The organism is Streptomyces bluensis (assembly GCF_014650715.1).
In the GTDB taxonomy this organism is placed as follows: Bacteria; Actinomycetota; Actinomycetes; order Streptomycetales; family Streptomycetaceae; genus Streptomyces; species Streptomyces bluensis.
This window is the reverse complement of record NZ_BMVM01000007.1, coordinates 91,604-108,545: the sequence shown is the minus strand read 5'-3', so window position 1 is coordinate 108,545 and position 16,942 is coordinate 91,604. Positions and strand designations below refer to the sequence as shown.

Below are 16,942 nucleotides of genomic sequence, written 5' to 3'. Positions count from 1 at the left end.
CCTCCGACCCGCACATGAGCCGTCCCCTCCGCTTCGGCTACGGCACCAACGGTCTCGCCGACCTCCGTCTCGACGACGCCCTCGCCCTGCTCGCCGACCTCGGCTACGACGGCGTCGGTCTGACGCTCGACCATATGCACCTCGACCCCCTCGCCCCGGACCTCACCGCCCGCACCGCGCGGGTCGCCCGCAGGCTGGCGGCGCTCGGGCTGAGCGTCACCGTGGAGACCGGCGCCCGCTATGTCCTCGACCCCCGGCGCAAACACGGCCCTTCCCTCCTGGACGCGGACCCCGACGACCGCGCCCGACGCGTCGACCTGCTGCTCCGCGCGGTGCGGGTCGCCGCCGACCTCGGCGCCCACGCCGTGCACTGCTTCAGTGGGACCACTCCGGCAGGCACGGACACGGCCACCGCGTGGAAACATCTGTCAGAGGCGCTCACTCCCGTCCTGGACGCCGCCACCGACGCCGGTGTTCCCCTGGCCGTGGAACCCGAACCCGGCCACCTCCTCGCCACTCTCGCCGACTTCCACCAGTTGCGCGAAGCACTGGGCAGCCCGGACGCGCTGGGGCTCACGCTCGACATAGGCCACTGTCAGTGCCTGGAACCTCTGTCACCCGCCGACTGTGTCCGCGCCGCCGCCCCCTGGCTGCGCCACGTCCAGATAGAGGACATGCGCCGGGGCGTCCACGACCACCTCCCCTTCGGCGACGGCGAAATCGACTTCCCTCCCGTACTCGAAGCCCTCGCCGCCACCGGCTACCAGGGCCTGACCGTCGTCGAACTGCCCCGCCACTCCCACGCGGGCCCCCACTTCGCCCAGCAGTCCCTCTCCTTCCTCCGCCACGCCGTCCAGCCCTCCGTACCCGCGCCGGGCGAGTCCGCTGCCACCCCCGAAGGGAGAACCCCGTGAACCACCGCCCCTCCATCCCGGGCACCCCCGTGACGGGCACCCCTGTGACGGGCAGCACGCTCGCTCTCGCCCCGTTCGACGAGTTGCGCGCCTGCGTCACCGGCCAGCTCGACACCGCCGCCCGAGCATGGTTCGACCGGGCCCTCGACGAGGCTGCCGCCCGGCCGGGGCTCCACGGCCCCATCTCCGTCTGGGAGCTGCGCCTCGCCGAAGCGGGCCGGCGCTGCGGTCCCGAGCACGCCGACGCCGTACGCATCCTCATCCTCCGCGCGGCCCGCGCCGACGAGGACACCCTCATCCGTGTCTACCGCCAGGGCACCGCCGCCGAACGCCGTGCCGTCCTGCACGCCCTCCCCCACCTCGTGCCCGGCCCGGACGCCGTGCCGATCGTGGAGGACGCCCTGCGCACCAATGACACCCGCCTGGTCGCCGCCGCGCTCGGCCCGTACGCCGCCCGGCACCTGGACGCCCACAACTGGCGGCACGGCGTCCTGAAGTGCCTGTTCACCGGCGTCCCCGTCGACGAGGTGGCGGACCTGGCCCGCAGGGCCCGCGCCGACGCCGAACTCGCCCGCATGCTCGGCGACTACGCCGACGAACGCACCGCCGCGGGCCGTCCCGTACCCGAGGACCTCTACCGCGTCCTGGCCCTGACCGAGCCGGCGCCCGGGGGCGAGCACCGGTCCGGGCCCGAGCCCGCGTCCGGGCGAGCGTCCGGGCCCGCGACCGACGTGCCCACCGCTCCGGAGCCGTCCCCCCACCCCGGCACCCCGTCCGGCAAGGAGTCCTGATGCGCATCTTCGACCCTCACATCCACATGACGTCACGGACCACCGACGACTACGAGGCCATGCATGCCGCGGGCGTCCGCGCCGTGGTCGAACCCTCCTTCTGGCTCGGTCAGCCCCGTACCTCCCCTGCCACCTTCCTCGACTACTTCGACTCCCTCCTCGGTTGGGAACCCTTCCGTGCCGCCCAGTACGGCATCGCCCACCACTGCACCCTCGCCCTCAACCCCAAGGAGGCGAACGACCCCCGGTGCGTGCCTGTCCTCGACGAACTGCCCCGCTATCTCGTCAAGGACCATGTCGTGGCCGTCGGTGAGATCGGCTACGACTCGATGACCCCCGCCGAGGACACCGCCCTCGCGACCCAGCTCCAGCTCGCCGCAGACCACGAACTGCCGGCCCTCGTGCACACCCCGCACCGCGACAAGCTCGCCGGCCTGCGCCGCACCCTCGACGTCGTGCGCGAGTCCTCGCTGGCCGCGGACTGGGTGCTGGTCGACCACCTCAACGAAAACACCGTCAAGGAGGCCAAGGACAGCGGCTGCTGGCTCGGTTTCTCCGTCTATCCCGACACCAAGATGGACGAGGACCGGATGGTCGCCATCCTCAAGGAGTACGGCCCGGAGAAGGTGCTCGTGAACTCGGCCGCGGACTGGGGGAGAAGCGATCCCCTCAAGACCCGCAAGGTCGGTGACGCGATGCTCGCCGGCGGCTTCAGCGACGACGACGTCGACCGCGTGCTGTGGCGCAATCCCGTCGCCTTCTACGGGCTCAGCGGACGCCTCGACCTCGACGTCGCGGGCACGGCCGCCACCCACGAGGGCAACTCCGTCCTGCGCGGCGGGGAGTGAGCGATGCGCTTCCGCCACCCCGACGGCTCCACCGTCCACCTCGCCTACTGCACGAACGTCCACCCCGCCGAGACGCTCGACGGCGTTCTCGCCCAGCTCCGCGACCACTGCGAGCCCGTGCGCCGCAGGCTCGGCCGCGACCGCCTCGGCATCGGACTGTGGCTCGCGAAGGACGCCGCCCACGCCCTCGTCACCGACCCGTCCGCCCTGCGCGGGCTGCGCACCGAACTCGACCGCCGCGGCCTTGAGGTCGTCACCCTCAACGGCTTTCCCTATGAGGGCTTCGGCGCCAAAGAGGTCAAGTACCGTGTCTACAAGCCGGACTGGGCCGACCCGGAACGTCTCGACCACACCACGGCCCTGGCCCGCGTCCTCGCAGGGCTCCTCCCCGACGACGCCACCGAGGGCACCGTCTCGACCCTGCCGCTGGCCTGGCGCACCGCGTATGACGACGACCGCGCCGCCCGCGCCCACGAGGCACTGACCACCCTCGCCGAACGGCTCGACGCCCTGTACGAGCTGACCGGCCGCTCCATCCGCGTCGGCCTGGAACCCGAACCCGGATGCACCATCGAGACCACCGCCGACGCCATCGGCCCGCTCACCGCGATCGGTCACGACCGCATCGGCATCTGCGTCGACACCTGCCACCTCGCCACCTCCTTCGAAGACCCGCACACCGCGATGGACGCACTCACCCGCGCCCATGTCCCCATCGTGAAGTCCCAGCTCTCAGCCGCACTGCACGCCGAACACCCCCATCTCCCCGACGTCCGCGAAGCACTCGCCGCCTTCGACGAACCCCGCTTCCTGCACCAGACCCGCACCTCCCCCACTCTCACCTCCGTTCGAGCGGGAGGGGCCCCCATCTCCGCCGGACTGCGCGGCACCGACGACCTCGGTGAGGCCCTCGCGGGCGACGCCCTGCCCGATGCCTCGCCCTGGCGTGCCCACTTCCATGTCCCGCTGCACGCGGCTCCCGCCGCACCCCTCACCTCCACCCTCCCCGTACTCCGCGCCGCCCTGACCCGCCTTGTGGGCGGCGCCCATCCGCTCACCCGGCACCTTGAGGTGGAGACCTACACCTGGCAGGCCCTCCCACCCGAGCTGCGCCCCCGCGGCCGTGCTCAGCTCGCCGAGGGCATCGCCGCCGAACTCGCCCTCGCCCGCGACCTGTTGACCGACCTCGGCCTCAAGGAGCTGCCGTGACCCCTCACCCCGAAGCGGGGCCCACTCCTCTCCTCGTCCTGGACGTCGTCGGCCTCACCCCCCGGCTCCTCGACCACATGCCCCACCTCAAGACCCTCGGCCAGTCCGGCTCCCGTGCCCACCTCGGCACCGTCCTGCCCGCCGTCACCTGCGCCGCCCAGTCCACGTTCCTGACCGGCACGCTCCCCGCCGAGCACGGCATCGTCGGCAACGGCTGGTACTTCCGCGAACTCGGCGACGTCCTGCTCTGGCGCCAGCACAACGGCCTCGTCGCCGGGGACAAACTGTGGGACGCCGCCCGCCGCGCTCACCCCGGCTACACGGTCGCCAATATCTGCTGGTGGTACGCCATGGGCGCCGACACCGACATCACTGTCACCCCCCGTCCGGTCTACTACTCCGACGGCCGCAAGGAACCCGACTGCTACACCCGGCCCCCGGCCCTGCATGACGAACTCACGGCGAAACTCGGCACGTTCCCGCTCTTCCACTTCTGGGGCCCTGGCGCCGGCCTCGCCTCCAGCCGCTGGATCATCGACGCGACCCGCCACATCATCCGCACCCGGCACCCGGACCTGACTCTCTGCTACCTCCCTCATCTCGACTACGACCTCCAGCGCTACGGCCCTGACGACCCGCGCTCCCTGCAAGCGGCCACCGACCTGGACACCGCGCTCGCCCCTCTCCTCGACGACGCCCGCGCGGAGGGCCGTACCGTCGTCGCCCTGTCCGAGTACGGCATCACCCGCGTGAACCGTCCCGTCGACATCAACCGCGCACTGCGCCGCGCCGGCCTCCTCGAAGTCCACACGCAGGACGGCATGGAGTACCTCGACCCGATGGCCTCACGTGCCTTCGCGGTCGCCGACCACCAGATCGCCCATGTCTACGTACGCCGCCCCGAGGACCTGGAGGCGACCAGGGCAGCACTCGCCGACCTGCCCGGCATCGAGCAACTCCTCGACGACGAGGGCAAGAAGACCCACCACCTGGACCACCCGCGCTCCGGCGAACTCGTCGCCATCGCGGAGCCGGACGCCTGGTTCACGTACTACTACTGGCTCGACGACGCCCGCGCGCCCGACTTCGCACAGCTCGTCGAGATCCACCGCAAACCCGGCTACGACCCGGTCGAGTTGTTCATGGATCCGCTCGACCCCTACGTAAAACTCAAGGCGGCCACGGCACTCGCACGCAAGAAACTCGGCATGCGCTACCGCATGGCGGTCGTGCCCCTCGACCCGTCGCCTATTCGCGGCAGCCACGGCCGCCTTCCCACGAGCGACGACGACGGTCCGCTCATCATCTGCTCCACCCCCCGTGCTGTCGACGGCCGCCTGGCGGCCACCGATGTGAAACCACTGCTGCTCCACCTCGCCGGTCTCGACTGATCGGCGCCGACGGACACGCCATGGCCCGCGGTCCCACCCGACCGGTCTCTTCCGACTGATCACAAGTGAAGCACTCACCACTGACAACGCCCCCGAGCACCGAGGAGTTCCAGGCATGAGCCGCTTGATCCGCCCCAGCAGCACGGCCGCGACCAGCAAGAACCACGATCCCGAACTCTCCCAACGCCTCAGCCGAAGAGGCATGCTCGGCGTGGCCGCGGGCGCCACGGCCGCCGCCCTCCTCGGCACGGCCGCGACTCCCGCCACGGCCGCCACCTCCGCCACGGCCGACGCCGCGGGCCGGGGCCGCCCCGTCCTGCCGCCGGGACGGCTCGGCATCCAGCTGTACAGCCTGCGCGACAAGGTCTCCACGCTCGGCTTCACGCCCGTCTTCGCCGAACTGGAGAAGTACGGCTACGACGAGGTGGAGTTCGCCGGCTACACGCAGGGCTCCGCGGGCCCCATCACCCTCGCCCAGCTCAAGCGCCTGGCCCGCAATCACGGCCTGAACCCGATCGGCAGCCACGTCGGCTACTACTCCAGCGACCCGAACGCGTACACCTTCGCGCAGAATCTGAACAAGGTCCTCGACGACGCCCAGGCCCTCGGCCTCAAGCACATCGGCACCGCCGCCGGCCCGTTCCGCTACGGCTCGACCGTCGACGCGTGGAAGCGCGCCGCCGAGGACTTCAACACCTACGGCGCGGCGGCCAAGGCACGCGGCATGAAGTTCTACCAGCACAACCACTCCGAGGAGTTCTCCTTCGCCACCGACCAGCCCCACGTCCGCCTCTACGACGTGCTGCTCGAAGAGACCGACCCCGACCTGGTGTACCTGGAGATGGACATCTACTGGGCCTATGTGGCCCAGTTCCGCTTCTCCAAGCGGCCCGACGGCACCCCCGCCCCCTTCGAGCCCATCGACTACGTCCTCAAGAGCCCGGACCGCTACCCGCTCTTCCACGTGAAGGACGGCGAGAGCGACCCGTCCAACCCCTACGGCTACCGCATGGTGGACGTCGGCGACGGCGACATCGACTACCAGCGGTTCATCTCGGCGGTCACCCGCCTCAAGGGCCATCGCCTCGCCCACCACTGGCAGGCCGAGCACGACAACCCCACCGAGTCGTTCACCTTCGCCCGCCGCTCCAGCGCGCACCTGCACTCGCTGAGGGAGAACTGCTGAACCACCCGCACGAAGCGGCCGTCCAGTGGCCTCAAGCCACTGGACGGCCGCTTCATACGAGGAGCGTCAGGTGGTCGCGTCCGCGGTCCGCCGGAACAACCCTCCCTTCGTGGGACCGCCCGGCTGCCGCAGTAGCAGGGAGAGACCGGCGGCGACCAGGGACACGACGCCGGCCGTCGTGTACGCGCCGACATAGCCCCACGCGCCGATGACCACGGCGCCCAGGCCGCCGCCGAAGAGACCGCTGACGAGCTTGGCGCTGTAGACCATGCCGTAGTTGGAGGCGTTGTTGTTCTCGCCGAAGTAGTCGGGGACGAGTGCGGCGAACAGGGGATAGAACGCGCCTCCGCCGAAGCCGGAGAGGAACGCGAAACCCAGGAAGAGCGGTTCGTTGCGGATCTCGCCCGCCCACAGCACCCCGAACTGGGCCACCGCGAGGACGAGACAGACGTACGTGAGCGTCGTGCGTCGGCCGATCCGGTCGGACAGCCAGCCGACGACGCCCCGGCCCGTGCCGTTGATGACAGACATCACGCCCATGGAGGAGGCCGCGACCAGCGGACCGAAACCCATCTCCTTGGCGAACGGGACCTGAAAGGAGATGCCGAAGATGGACACGCCGGCACAGCACAGCATGCAGAACCACATGAGCGGGACGACGCCGGTCCGCAGCGCCTCGCCGGGCGTGTACTGGCGCGACGCGGGCGGGTTCCTCGCCAGTGCGGCGGACGACTTGGCATCACCGGCCCGGTTCAGCGGGTCCACCTGCTCCGGCCACCAGTTCTTCGGCGGGTCCTTGAAGAACAGCCCCGACACCAGGGTGACGGCCAGCACGTAGAAGCCGACGAGGTCCAGCACCGTACGGTAGTTGGATGTGTTGAAGCCATACGAGAACAGGAAGATGAATGGCACGGCCCCATACGCGAACGCGCCGTTCACCAGTCCTGTCTTGCCGCCTCTGCGCTCCGGATACCACTTGCCGACCATGTTGACGCAGGTCGAGTAGATCAGCCCGGAACCGAGTCCGCCCAGAACACCGAAGCCCAGCAGGGCTGTCCCGACGTTCGGCGCGTGACTCAGGCTCACAAAACCGATCAGCGAGCAGAACGATCCCGTGACCATGGCGGCCCGGCTGCTGAGGATGCCTTTCTCACGGAGCTTTCCGGCGGGGAAGGAGACCCCCGCCTGGAAGAAGATCCACACGCTCAGCACCCAGAAGGTGTTGGTCGACGACCAGTGGTGGGCCCTGGAGAGGGTGTCCTCGGCGGCCCCGAAGGCGTACTCGAAGACGCTGATGGCGAGCATGGCCGCCCACGGCAGCGCCACCATCGTCCACCTCGGCAGCCCGAGGATCTGCCGGTCGGATTCTCCGACCCGGTAGACGCGCCCCCTGCGGTCGGTGATTTCACGGTACGGAGGAGTGGTGTCGGTCGTACGTCGGGCGAGGGGCTCGGCCGTCATGTCCGGTCCACCTGCCCTGTCTGACCAACCGTCATGTCAGGCCATCTCCTCACCTAGAGGCTGCGGGTTGGGCGCGATGCCCCGGGTACGCGGCCGGTCCGGTGACTTCAGGAACAGCGCGAGGACGGCCGACGCGAGACCGATGGAGCCGGCCAGCACGAACGCGCCCTCGTAGTCCCAGGCGCTTACCACGACCGCGCCCATGCCGGAGCCCACGAGACCGGAGATGAGCTTCGAGCTGTAGACCATGCCGTAGTTGGAGGCGTTGTTGTTCTCACCGAAGTAGTCCGCCGTCATGGCAGCGAACAGCGGGAAGATCGCGCCGCCGCCGAACCCGGACACCATGGAGCAGAACAGGAAGAACGGCATGCTGCCCATCTGGCCGGAGACGAGCACACCGAACTGGGCGGTGCCCAGCACGACGCACACGATGATGAGCGTGTTGCGCCGCCCGAAGCGGTCGGAGATCCAGCCGATCACACCGCGTCCCGTGCCGTTGACGATGGCCTTCAGGGACATCGCGGTGGCCACGATTCCGCCCGCGAAGCCCATGTCCTTGCCGAACGGCACCTGGAAGGCGATACCGAAGATGTTGATTCCGGCCGTGCACAGCAGACAGAACCACATCATCCATAGAACGGGTGTGCGGGCCGCCTCCTTCGGGGTGTACTGCTTCACCGCGGGAGGGTTCTTCTCCAGCGCCCGCCGGATCTTCGGGTCGTCGGTCTGCTTCAGCGGGTCGACGTGCGGCGGCCACCAGTTCTTCGGCGGGTCCTTGAAGAACCATCCCGCGAAGGCCACGACGGAGCAGCAGATGAGCCCCACCATCACCAGGACACCCTGGTAGTTGCTGAGGTCCATGTACGAGGTGAACAGGAACACGAAGGGCACCGAGCCGTAGGCGAAACCGCCGTTGACCATGCCGGTCTTGCCGCCCTTGCGCTCCGGATACCACTTGCCGACCATGTTCACGCAGGTCGCGTAGACGAGGCCGGCGCCGATGCCGCTGAACATGCCGAAGCCGATGTACGCGACGATCACATGAGGCGCGTACGCCAGCGACAGGTAGCCGCAGACGGTGCCGAACGCGCCGAGCATCATCGCGTACCGTGCGGGCAGCTTGCCGCTCTCGCGCAGCTGTCCCGCCGGGAAGGCGACGGCGGCCTGGAAGAACACCCAGACGCCCATCAGCCAGAAGATGTGCCCACTGTTCCAGAGGTGGGCCTCGTGCAGGGTGTCCTCGGCGGATGTGAACGCGTATTCCGAGGAGCTGATGCCCAGCATCCCCATCCAGGGGAAGAGCACCATGGTCCAGCGCGGTCGCCCCATGATGTCCCGGTCGGTCTCACCGACGCGGTACAGGCGGCCGTTGCGGTCCGTCACCTCCCTATAGGGGACGGACGTCGTCAGGTCGGTGGTTGTCATATCGCGAAAGCACCCCTTGCGTCGAAAGTTCTGGCCAGCGCCCCCTGTCCAATGCCTTTCGTGTGCGCTCGGGTCCTGGGGGCGGCCGACGCGCACCGACGGCCGCCCCCTCGCTAACTCACCTCATGTACCGCCCCCCGACACTCCGGATATCAGCCCCCGGCGGCCCCTGCCGTTCACAGCAGCCCCGCCGCCCGCGCCCAGCGATACTTCGCGCCGAGCACGGCCACCGGCTTCTCGGTCGTGTACGGGTACGCCACGACCCCTCGCTCGAAGAGGTACTGGCACGCCTCCTCGACCTCCACGTCACCCGCGAGCGACGCCACCACGGGCTTGCTGATGCCGCGCTCGCGGAATTCGGCCACCACGCGCGCGGTGAGCTCGGCGAAGACCATGGGAGGGGTCACGATGGTGTGCCAGTAGCCGAGGACGAGGGCGTGGATGCGCGGGTCCTCCAGGCCCAGCCGGATCGTCGCCTCGTACGTCGACGGCGGCTCACCCCCGGTGATGTCCACCGGGTTGCCCGCGGCCCCGAAGGGCGGGATGAACTTCCTGAAGGACTCGTCCAGGTCCGGCGGGATCTCCATCAGGGAGAGCCCGTTGTCGGTGACCGCGTCGGACAGCAGGACGCCGCTGCCGCCCGCGCCCGTGATGATCACGACGTTGTCGCCCTGGGGCGCCGGAAGCACCGGCAACGCGCGCGCGTACTCCAGCATTTCGTTCAGCCCGGGCGCCCGGATGACGCCGGCCTGCTTCAGGATGTCGTCGTACACGGCGTCGTCGCCGGCCAGCGCGCCCGTGTGCGAGCCCGCCGCCTTCGCTCCGGCCGCCGTACGGCCCGCCTTCAGGACCACGACCGGCTTCTTCGGCACGGTCGCCCGCGCCGCCTCGACGAAGGCGCGCCCGTCCTTGAGGTCCTCCAGGTGCATCGCGATGCACTCGGTGTTCGGGTCCTCACCGAACCAGGTGAGCAGATCGTCCTCGTCCAGGTCCGACTTGTTGCCGAGCCCGACGATCGCCGACACGCCCGTCTTCGTGGTGCGCGCGAAGCCCAGGATGGCCATTCCGATGCCACCGGACTGCGAGGTCAGCGCGACACCGCCCTTGACGTCGTACGGCGTGCAGAACGTGGCGCACAGGTCCTGCCAGGTCGAGTAGTAGCCGTAGATGTTCGGTCCGAGCAGCCGGATGCCGTGCCGCTCGGCGATCGCCACGATCTCGGCCTGCAACGCGTGCTCGCCGGTCTCCGCGAACCCGGAGGGGATCAGTACGGCGTTGGGGATCTTCTTGCGTCCCACCTCCTCCAGGGCCGAGGCCACGAACTTGGCGGGGATCGCGAAGACCGCCACATCCACCTCACCGGGAACGTCCGTGACACTCTTGTACGCCTTGCGGCCCAGAATGTCATCGGCCTTGGGGTTCACCGGGTGGATCTCCCCGGAGAAGCCACCGTCGATGAGGTTGCGCATCACCGAGTTGCCGATCTTGCCCTGTTCGTTGGAGGCGCCGATCACGGCGACCGCGGAGGGCTGCATCAGGCGGCGCATGGAGGTCAGGATCTCCTCGCGCGTGTAGGTGCGCCGTGGCGTCGGCACCGAGTCCGCGAGGATCACGCGGATGTCCGCCGCGACCGCGCCCTCCGCAGTGGCGATCACCGGGTTGAGGTCGACCTCGGCGATCTCCGGGAAGTCCGCGACGAGTTCGGAGACCCGGCGGATCTGTTCGGCGATCGCCCACCGGTCCACGGCGGCGCCGCCGCGCACCCCGTGCAGGATCTCCGCCGAGCGGATCGAGTCCAGCATCGACAGGGCCTCGTCGGCCGCCACGGGAGCCAGCCGGAAGGTCACGTCCTTGAGGACCTCGACCAGCACGCCGCCGAGCCCGAAGGCCACGACCTTCCCGAACGTCGGATCGGTGACCGCCCCGACGATGACCTCCTGCCCCTGCGGGAGCAGTTCCTGGACCTGCACGCCCTCGATGCGCGCCTGCGGATCGTACGCCCGCGCGTTCTCGACGATCTTGTGGAAGGCGGCCCGCACGTCGGCGGAACCCTCCACCCCGACGATCACACCGCCCGCGTCGGTCTTGTGCAAGATGTCGGGCGAGACGATCTTCATGACGACCGGCCCGCCGAAGCGCGCCGCGTACGCCACCGCCTCGTCGACGTCCCTCGCCAGCTCCTCACCCGGAACGGCGATCCCGTACGCGTCGGCGATCACCTTGCCCTCGGGCGCGGTGAGCGCGCTGCGGCCCTCGGCCCGTACGGCGTCGAGGAGCGTGCGCACCCTCAGCACCCGGTCTTCGGCCATCACTTCAGATCACTCCGTTCGACTTGAGCAGGCGCAGCTCCTCGTCGCCGAGGCCGAGCTCGCCGATGAAGACCTCTTCGTTGTGCTCGCCGAGCAGCGGCGAACTGGTCACGTCCACGGGGGAGTCGGAGAGCTTCAGCGGACTGCCCACGGTCACGAACTCGCCCCGCTCGGGGTGCGGGACCTTGACGACCATCTCGTTGGCGGCCAGCGACGCGTCCTCGATGATCTCCTTGGTGGACAGGATCGGCCCGCACGGGATGTTGTGGGCGTTGAGCTTCTCCAGCACCTCCCACTTGGGGAGCGTGGACGACCACTCCTCGATCAGCTGGAACATCTTGCTCAGCTTCGGCAGCCGGGCCTCGGGCGTCGACCACTCGGGGTCGTCGGCCAGCTCGGGCCGGCCGATGAGCTCGCTGACCGGCTTCCAGCCGACGGGCTGCACGATGACGTACACGTAGTCGTTCGGGCCACCCGGCGCGCACTTGACCGCCCAGCCGGGCTGACCGCCCCCGGACGCGTTTCCCGAGCGGGGAACTTCCGTGCCGAAGTCCTCGTTGGGGTATTCAGCGAGCGGGCCATGGGCCAGGCGCTGCTGATCGCGCAGCTTCACCCGGCAGAGGTTGAGCACGGCGTGCTGCATGGCCACATTGACCCGCTGACCGCGCCCGGTGTTCTCCCGCTGGTACAGCGCCGCGAGAATCCCCGCCACGGCGTGGATGCCCGTGCCCGAGTCCCCGATCTGGGCCCCCGTCGCCAGCGGCGGTCCGTCCTCGAACCCGGTGGTCGACATCGACCCGCCCATGGCCTGCGCGACGACCTCGTACGCCTTGAAGTTGGTGTACGGGCCCTCGCCGAACCCCTTGATGGAGGCATAGACGATACGCGGATTGATCTCCTGGATGCGGTCCCAGGTGAACCCCATGCGGTCGACCGCGCCCGGTCCGAAGTTCTCGACCATGACGTCGGAACGCCGGATCAGCTCGGTGAGCAGTTCCTTGCCGCGCTCGGTCTTGGTGTTGAGGGTGATGCTCCGCTTGTTGCAGTTGAGCATCGTGAAGTAGAGGGAGTCGACGTCCGGGAGGTCGCGCAGCTGCTTGCGCGTGATGTCCCCGGTCGGCGCTTCCAGCTTCACGACGTCCGCGCCGAGCCAGGCGAGCAGCTGGGTCGCGGAGGGCCCGGACTGGACGTGCGTCATGTCCAGGACGCGGATGCCTTCGAGGGCCTTGGTCGCTGTCATCGGGGGCACCTCACTTGTACATCGTCTGGTTCATGGTTCCGGGGGCGTACGCGTCCGGGTCGACCCAGACGTTGATCAGGGACGGCTTGCCGGACTCGCGGGCACGGCGGAGCGCGGGGCCGATGTCGGCGGGGTCGCGGACCTCCTCGCCATAACCGCCCAGCATCTGCGCGAACTTGTCGTACTGGACGTCACCGAGGGTGTTGCCCACCCGCTCGCGCTCCTCGCCGTACTTGGCTTTCTGGCCGTAGCGGATCTGGTTCATGGAGGAGTTGTTGCCGACGATGCCGACGAAGGGGAGGTTGTAGCGGACGAGGGTCTCGAAGTCCCAGCCGGTGAGGGAGAAGGCGCCGTCACCGAAGAGGGCGACCACTTCCTTGTCGGGCCGTGCCTGCTTGGCCGCGAGGACGAAGGGCACGCCGACGCCGAGCGTGCCGAGCGGGCCGGGGTCCATCCAGTGGCCGGGCGACTTGGGCTGCACGACCTGACCGGAGAAGGTGACGATGTCGCCGCCGTCGCCGATGTAGATGGAGTCCTCGGTGAGGAAGTCGTTGATCTCGCTGACCAGCCGGTACGGGTGGATGGGTGAGGCCTCCGACTTGAGGCTGGGCAGCCGCTTCTCGATGGCCGTCTGCTCGGCGGCGCGCAGTTCGTCGAGCCACTCCTTGCGCTTCGACGCGCCTCCGTTGATACGCCCGGAGACGGCCTCGGTCACCGACTTCAGGACCAGCCCGGCGTCGCCCACGATCCCGAGGTCGATGTCGCGGTTCTTGCCGACGGTCCGGTAGTCGAGGTCGATCTGTACGACGGTCGCGTCCTGCGAGAGCCGCTTGCCGTAGCCCATGCGGAAGTCGAAGGGCGTGCCGACGATGACGATGACGTCGGCGTTGGAGAAGGCGTATCGGCGGGAGAGCTGGAAGTGGTGCGGGTCCCCGGGCGGGAGGGTGCCGCGGCCGGCGCCGTTCATGTACGCGGGGATGTTGAGGGTCCGTACGAGGTCGATGGCCGCCTCGGTGCCGCGGGTCGTCCACACCTGGCTGCCCAGCAGGATGGCGGGCTTCTCGGCGTGCACGAGCAGGTCGGCGAGTTTCTCGATGGCCTCGGGGTCGCCGGCCGAGCGAGTGGAGGCGCGGTAGGCGCCGGCCTTCGGCACGCGCGCCTTCTCCGCCGGCACCTTGGCGTCCAGTACGTCGCGCGGGATCTCCAGGAAGGAGGGGCCGGGCGCGCCGTGGTAGCACTCGCGGAAGGCCATGGACACCATGTCCGCCGCGCGCGCCGTGTCCGGCACGGTCGCCGCGAACTTGGTGATCGGGGTCATCATGTCGACGTGCGGCAGGTCCTGCAGGGACCCCATCTTGTGCTGGGTGAGAGCTCCCTGGCCGCCGATCAGCAGCATCGGCGACTCCGCGCGGAAGGCGTTGGCGACACCGGTCACGGCGTCGGTCGTCCCGGGGCCCGCGGTGACGACGGCGCAGCCGGGCTTGCCGGTGATGCGTGCGTAGCCGTCGGCGGCGTGGGCGGCGACCTGCTCGTGGCGTACGTCGACGACCTCGATGCCTTCGTCGACGCAGCCGTCGTAGATGTCGATGATGTGGCCGCCGCACAAGGTGTAGATGACCTCCACACCCTCCGCTTTGAGTGCCTTGGCGACCAGGTGCCCACCGGAGATGAGGTTCTGGCTGTTGTCGTCGGGCATAGCGAAGTCCTGTCCCTTCGTAGGGGATCGGGCGCGTGTTTGCGCAGCTCACACGCCATTCACACGGTGCTCGTGGATCCTGTCGCGGTAGATTGCATACAGTCGACGAATACTGTATGAAACTTGTTATCCCGCATCCGGTGGGTGGTGTCCAGGGGGCGTGCGGCATTTTTCGAGGGCCCGGTGGTTGGCCCTCCCGATGACTCAGTGGTCAGGAGCCGGAATGGACCTGTTCGAACACCAGGCAAGGGAACTCTTCGAGGAATACGGCATCTTGGTGCCGCGGGCGGAGGTCACCGACTCGCCCAAGGAGGCACGGGAGATCGCTCGCAGGCTCGGCGGACGCGTCGTGGTCAAGGCCCAGGTGAAAACCGGAGGCCGCGGCAAGGCGGGCGGAGTGAAGCTCGCAGCCGACCCCGCCGCCGCCGAACTGACGGCCCGGCAGATCCTCGGTATGGACATCAAGGGCCACACGGTCGGCAAGGTGATGCTGGCCCAGCCTGTCGACATCGAGCGCGAGTTCTACGTCAGCTACGTTCTCGACCGCGCGGCCGGCCGCTTCCTGGCCATCGCCTCGGCCGAGGGCGGCATGGAGATCGAGGAGGTGGCCGCGACCAGGCCGGAGGCGGTGGCGCGCATACCCGTCGACCCGGCCGAGGGCGTGACAGCGGCGAAGGCCGCGCACATCGCCCGGGCCGCCGGTCTGCCACCGCAGGCCGTCGATGTCCTTGTGCGGCTCTGGGAGGTCCTCATCCGCGAGGACGCCGTACTCGTCGAGGTGAACCCCCTCGTCCGTACGGCGCAGGGGCAGATCCTCGCCCTCGACGGCAAGGTCACCCTCGACGACAACGCACATTTCCGGCAGGCCCGTTGGGGCGAGGACAGCGCCGCGCACGACGATCCCCTGGAGGCCGCGGCCGCGGCGAAGGGCCTCAACTATGTGAAGCTGGACGGCGAGGTCGGCATCATCGGCAACGGCGCGGGCCTTGTCATGTCGACCCTCGACGTGGTCGCCGGCTGCGGTGCCCGACCCGCCAACTTCCTTGACATCGGCGGCGGAGCGAGTGCCCAGATCATGGCCGACGGCCTCTCCGTCATCCTCTCCGACCCGGCTGTGAAATCGGTGTTCGTCAACGTCTTCGGCGGCATCACCGCCTGCGACGCGGTCGCCGACGGCATCGTGCAGGCCCTGGAGACCGTCCAGCTGACCAAACCGCTGGTCGTGCGCCTCGACGGCAACAACGCCGCCCGCGGCCGCGCCATCCTCGACGGGCACGCCCACCCGCTGGTCCAGCAGGCCACCACCATGGACGGCGCCGCGCGCCGGGCCGCCGACCTCGCCAACGCAGCCTAAGGAGACCGGACATGGCCATCTATCTCACCAAGGAGAGCAAGGTCCTCGTCCAGGGCATGACCGGGGGCGAAGGCATGAAGCACACCCGCCGCATGCTCGCGGCCGGCACGGACGTCGTCGGCGGCGTCAACCCCCGTAAGGCGGGCCGCACCGTCGACTTCGACGACCGCGCCGTCCCCGTCTTCGGCTCCGTGTACGAGGGCATCGAGGAAACCGGCGCGGACGTGACCGTCGTCTTCGTGCCGCCCGCGTTCGCCAAGACCGCCGTGATCGAGGCCGCCGACGCCGGCATCGGCCTCGCCGTCGTCATCACCGAGGGCATCCCGGTCCACGACTCGGTCGCCTTCACTGCCTACGCACAGTCGAAGGGCACGCGCATCATCGGCCCCAACTGTCCCGGGCTGATCACGCCCGGCCAGTCCAACGCCGGCATCATCCCCGCCGACATCACCAAGCCCGGCCGTATCGGCCTGGTGTCGAAGTCGGGCACGCTCACCTACCAACTGATGTACGAACTCCGCGACATCGGCTTCTCCAGCTGCGTCGGTATCGGCGGTGACCCGGTCGTCGGCACCACCCACATCGATTGCCTGGCCGCCTTCGAGGCCGACCCGGACACCGAACTCATCGTGATGATCGGGGAGATCGGCGGCGACGCCGAGGAACGGGCCGCCGCGTACATCCGCGACCATGTCACCAAGCCCGTCGTCGGCTACATCGCCGGCTTCACGGCGCCCGAGGGCAGGACGATGGGGCACGCGGGCGCGATCGTCTCCGGCTCGTCGGGCACGGCCCAGGCGAAGAAGGAGGCCCTGGAGGCGGCCGGGGTACAGGTGGGCGGCACACCGACCGAGACGGCGCAGCTGGTGCTGGCCCGGCTGGACGCCGAGCGTGCGGGAACCGACCCCAACTGAATCGACCCCAACGGAACCGACCCCAACTGAACCGATCCCACTGAAACGATCCCACTGATCCGGGCCAGCTGAACCGACCGTAGCGTCCCTCACGACTGAAGCGCGGTGACCACCAGGCGCCACGCAGCATCTCGCCGCCTTCTTCCGTACGACCGTACGACCGTACGTCGTGCGAACCCGACTCAGCCCGCCCGTCTCCCGCCA

The 16,942-nt window shown here is 69.3% G+C and carries 13 protein-coding genes; 8 read left to right on the top strand and 5 right to left on the bottom strand.

What is annotated here, in order from left to right:
* Window positions 1-14: 14 nt before the first annotated feature.
* From IE262_RS19175 to IE262_RS19150, 6 genes are all read left to right on the top strand, one after another.
* Window positions 15-914 (top strand): sugar phosphate isomerase/epimerase family protein, encoded by a 900-nt coding sequence (locus IE262_RS19175; RefSeq protein ID WP_189875390.1) that lies wholly within the window; start codon window positions 15-17, stop codon window positions 912-914.
* Complete coding sequence (locus IE262_RS19170) at window positions 911-1,705, top strand: EboA domain-containing protein (protein ID WP_373305081.1); 795 nt, start codon at window positions 911-913, stop codon at window positions 1,703-1,705. The genes IE262_RS19175 and IE262_RS19170 overlap by 4 nt, the downstream gene beginning before the upstream one ends.
* On the top strand, window positions 1,705-2,553 hold the full coding sequence (locus tag IE262_RS19165) for a TatD family hydrolase (RefSeq protein ID WP_189875106.1): 849 nt from the start codon (window positions 1,705-1,707) through the stop codon (window positions 2,551-2,553). The genes IE262_RS19170 and IE262_RS19165 overlap by 1 nt, the downstream gene beginning before the upstream one ends.
* A gap of 3 nt (window positions 2,554-2,556) precedes the next feature.
* Entirely contained in the window at window positions 2,557-3,762 is a 1,206-nt protein-coding gene (gene eboE / locus IE262_RS19160; RefSeq protein WP_189875104.1) for a metabolite traffic protein EboE, read from the top strand.
* Entirely contained in the window at window positions 3,759-5,153 is a 1,395-nt protein-coding gene (locus IE262_RS19155) for an alkaline phosphatase family protein (RefSeq protein WP_189875102.1), read from the top strand. Before eboE ends, IE262_RS19155 begins: the two co-directional genes overlap by 4 nt.
* Window positions 5,154-5,268: 115 nt before the next feature.
* Window positions 5,269-6,339 carry a sugar phosphate isomerase/epimerase family protein gene (locus IE262_RS19150; protein ID WP_189875100.1) on the top strand — a complete coding sequence of 357 codons (1,071 nt, stop codon included), beginning with the start codon at window positions 5,269-5,271 and terminating at the stop codon, window positions 6,337-6,339.
* A gap of 66 nt (window positions 6,340-6,405) precedes the next feature.
* Here IE262_RS19150 and IE262_RS19145 read toward each other — a convergent pair whose 3' ends face one another.
* The 5 genes from IE262_RS19145 to IE262_RS19125 all read right to left on the bottom strand — a co-directional run bounded on the left by IE262_RS19145 (window position 6,406) and on the right by IE262_RS19125 (window position 14,470).
* Complete coding sequence (locus IE262_RS19145; protein ID WP_189875098.1) at window positions 6,406-7,800, bottom strand: OFA family MFS transporter; 1,395 nt, start codon at window positions 7,798-7,800, stop codon at window positions 6,406-6,408.
* Window positions 7,801-7,836: 36 nt separating this feature from the next.
* On the bottom strand, window positions 7,837-9,225 hold the full coding sequence (locus IE262_RS19140; RefSeq protein WP_134027875.1) for an OFA family MFS transporter: 1,389 nt from the start codon (window positions 9,223-9,225) through the stop codon (window positions 7,837-7,839).
* 176 nt (window positions 9,226-9,401) lie between these two features.
* Window positions 9,402-11,534, bottom strand: coding sequence for an acetate--CoA ligase family protein (locus IE262_RS19135; protein ID WP_189875096.1), 2,133 nt, complete (start codon window positions 11,532-11,534; stop codon window positions 9,402-9,404).
* Window positions 11,535-11,538: 4 nt separating this feature from the next.
* On the bottom strand, window positions 11,539-12,774 hold the full coding sequence (gene frc, locus IE262_RS19130) for a formyl-CoA transferase (RefSeq protein WP_134027871.1): 1,236 nt from the start codon (window positions 12,772-12,774) through the stop codon (window positions 11,539-11,541).
* A gap of 10 nt (window positions 12,775-12,784) precedes the next feature.
* Window positions 12,785-14,470, bottom strand: a complete 1,686-nt coding sequence (locus IE262_RS19125; RefSeq protein WP_189875093.1) for a thiamine pyrophosphate-binding protein — start codon at window positions 14,468-14,470, stop codon at window positions 12,785-12,787.
* A gap of 223 nt (window positions 14,471-14,693) precedes the next feature.
* Here IE262_RS19125 and sucC point away from each other — a divergent pair, with 223 nt between their 5' ends.
* Together sucC and sucD are read left to right on the top strand one after the other, a co-directional pair.
* A complete protein-coding gene (gene sucC / locus IE262_RS19120) occupies window positions 14,694-15,824 on the top strand; it encodes an ADP-forming succinate--CoA ligase subunit beta (protein WP_189875091.1) in 1,131 nt (376 codons plus the stop codon).
* A gap of 11 nt (window positions 15,825-15,835) precedes the next feature.
* The gene (sucD, locus tag IE262_RS19115) at window positions 15,836-16,738 is read left to right on the top strand and encodes a succinate--CoA ligase subunit alpha (protein WP_189875089.1); all 903 of its coding nucleotides are present in this window, start codon (window positions 15,836-15,838) and stop codon (window positions 16,736-16,738) included.
* Window positions 16,739-16,942 lie beyond the last annotated feature (204 nt).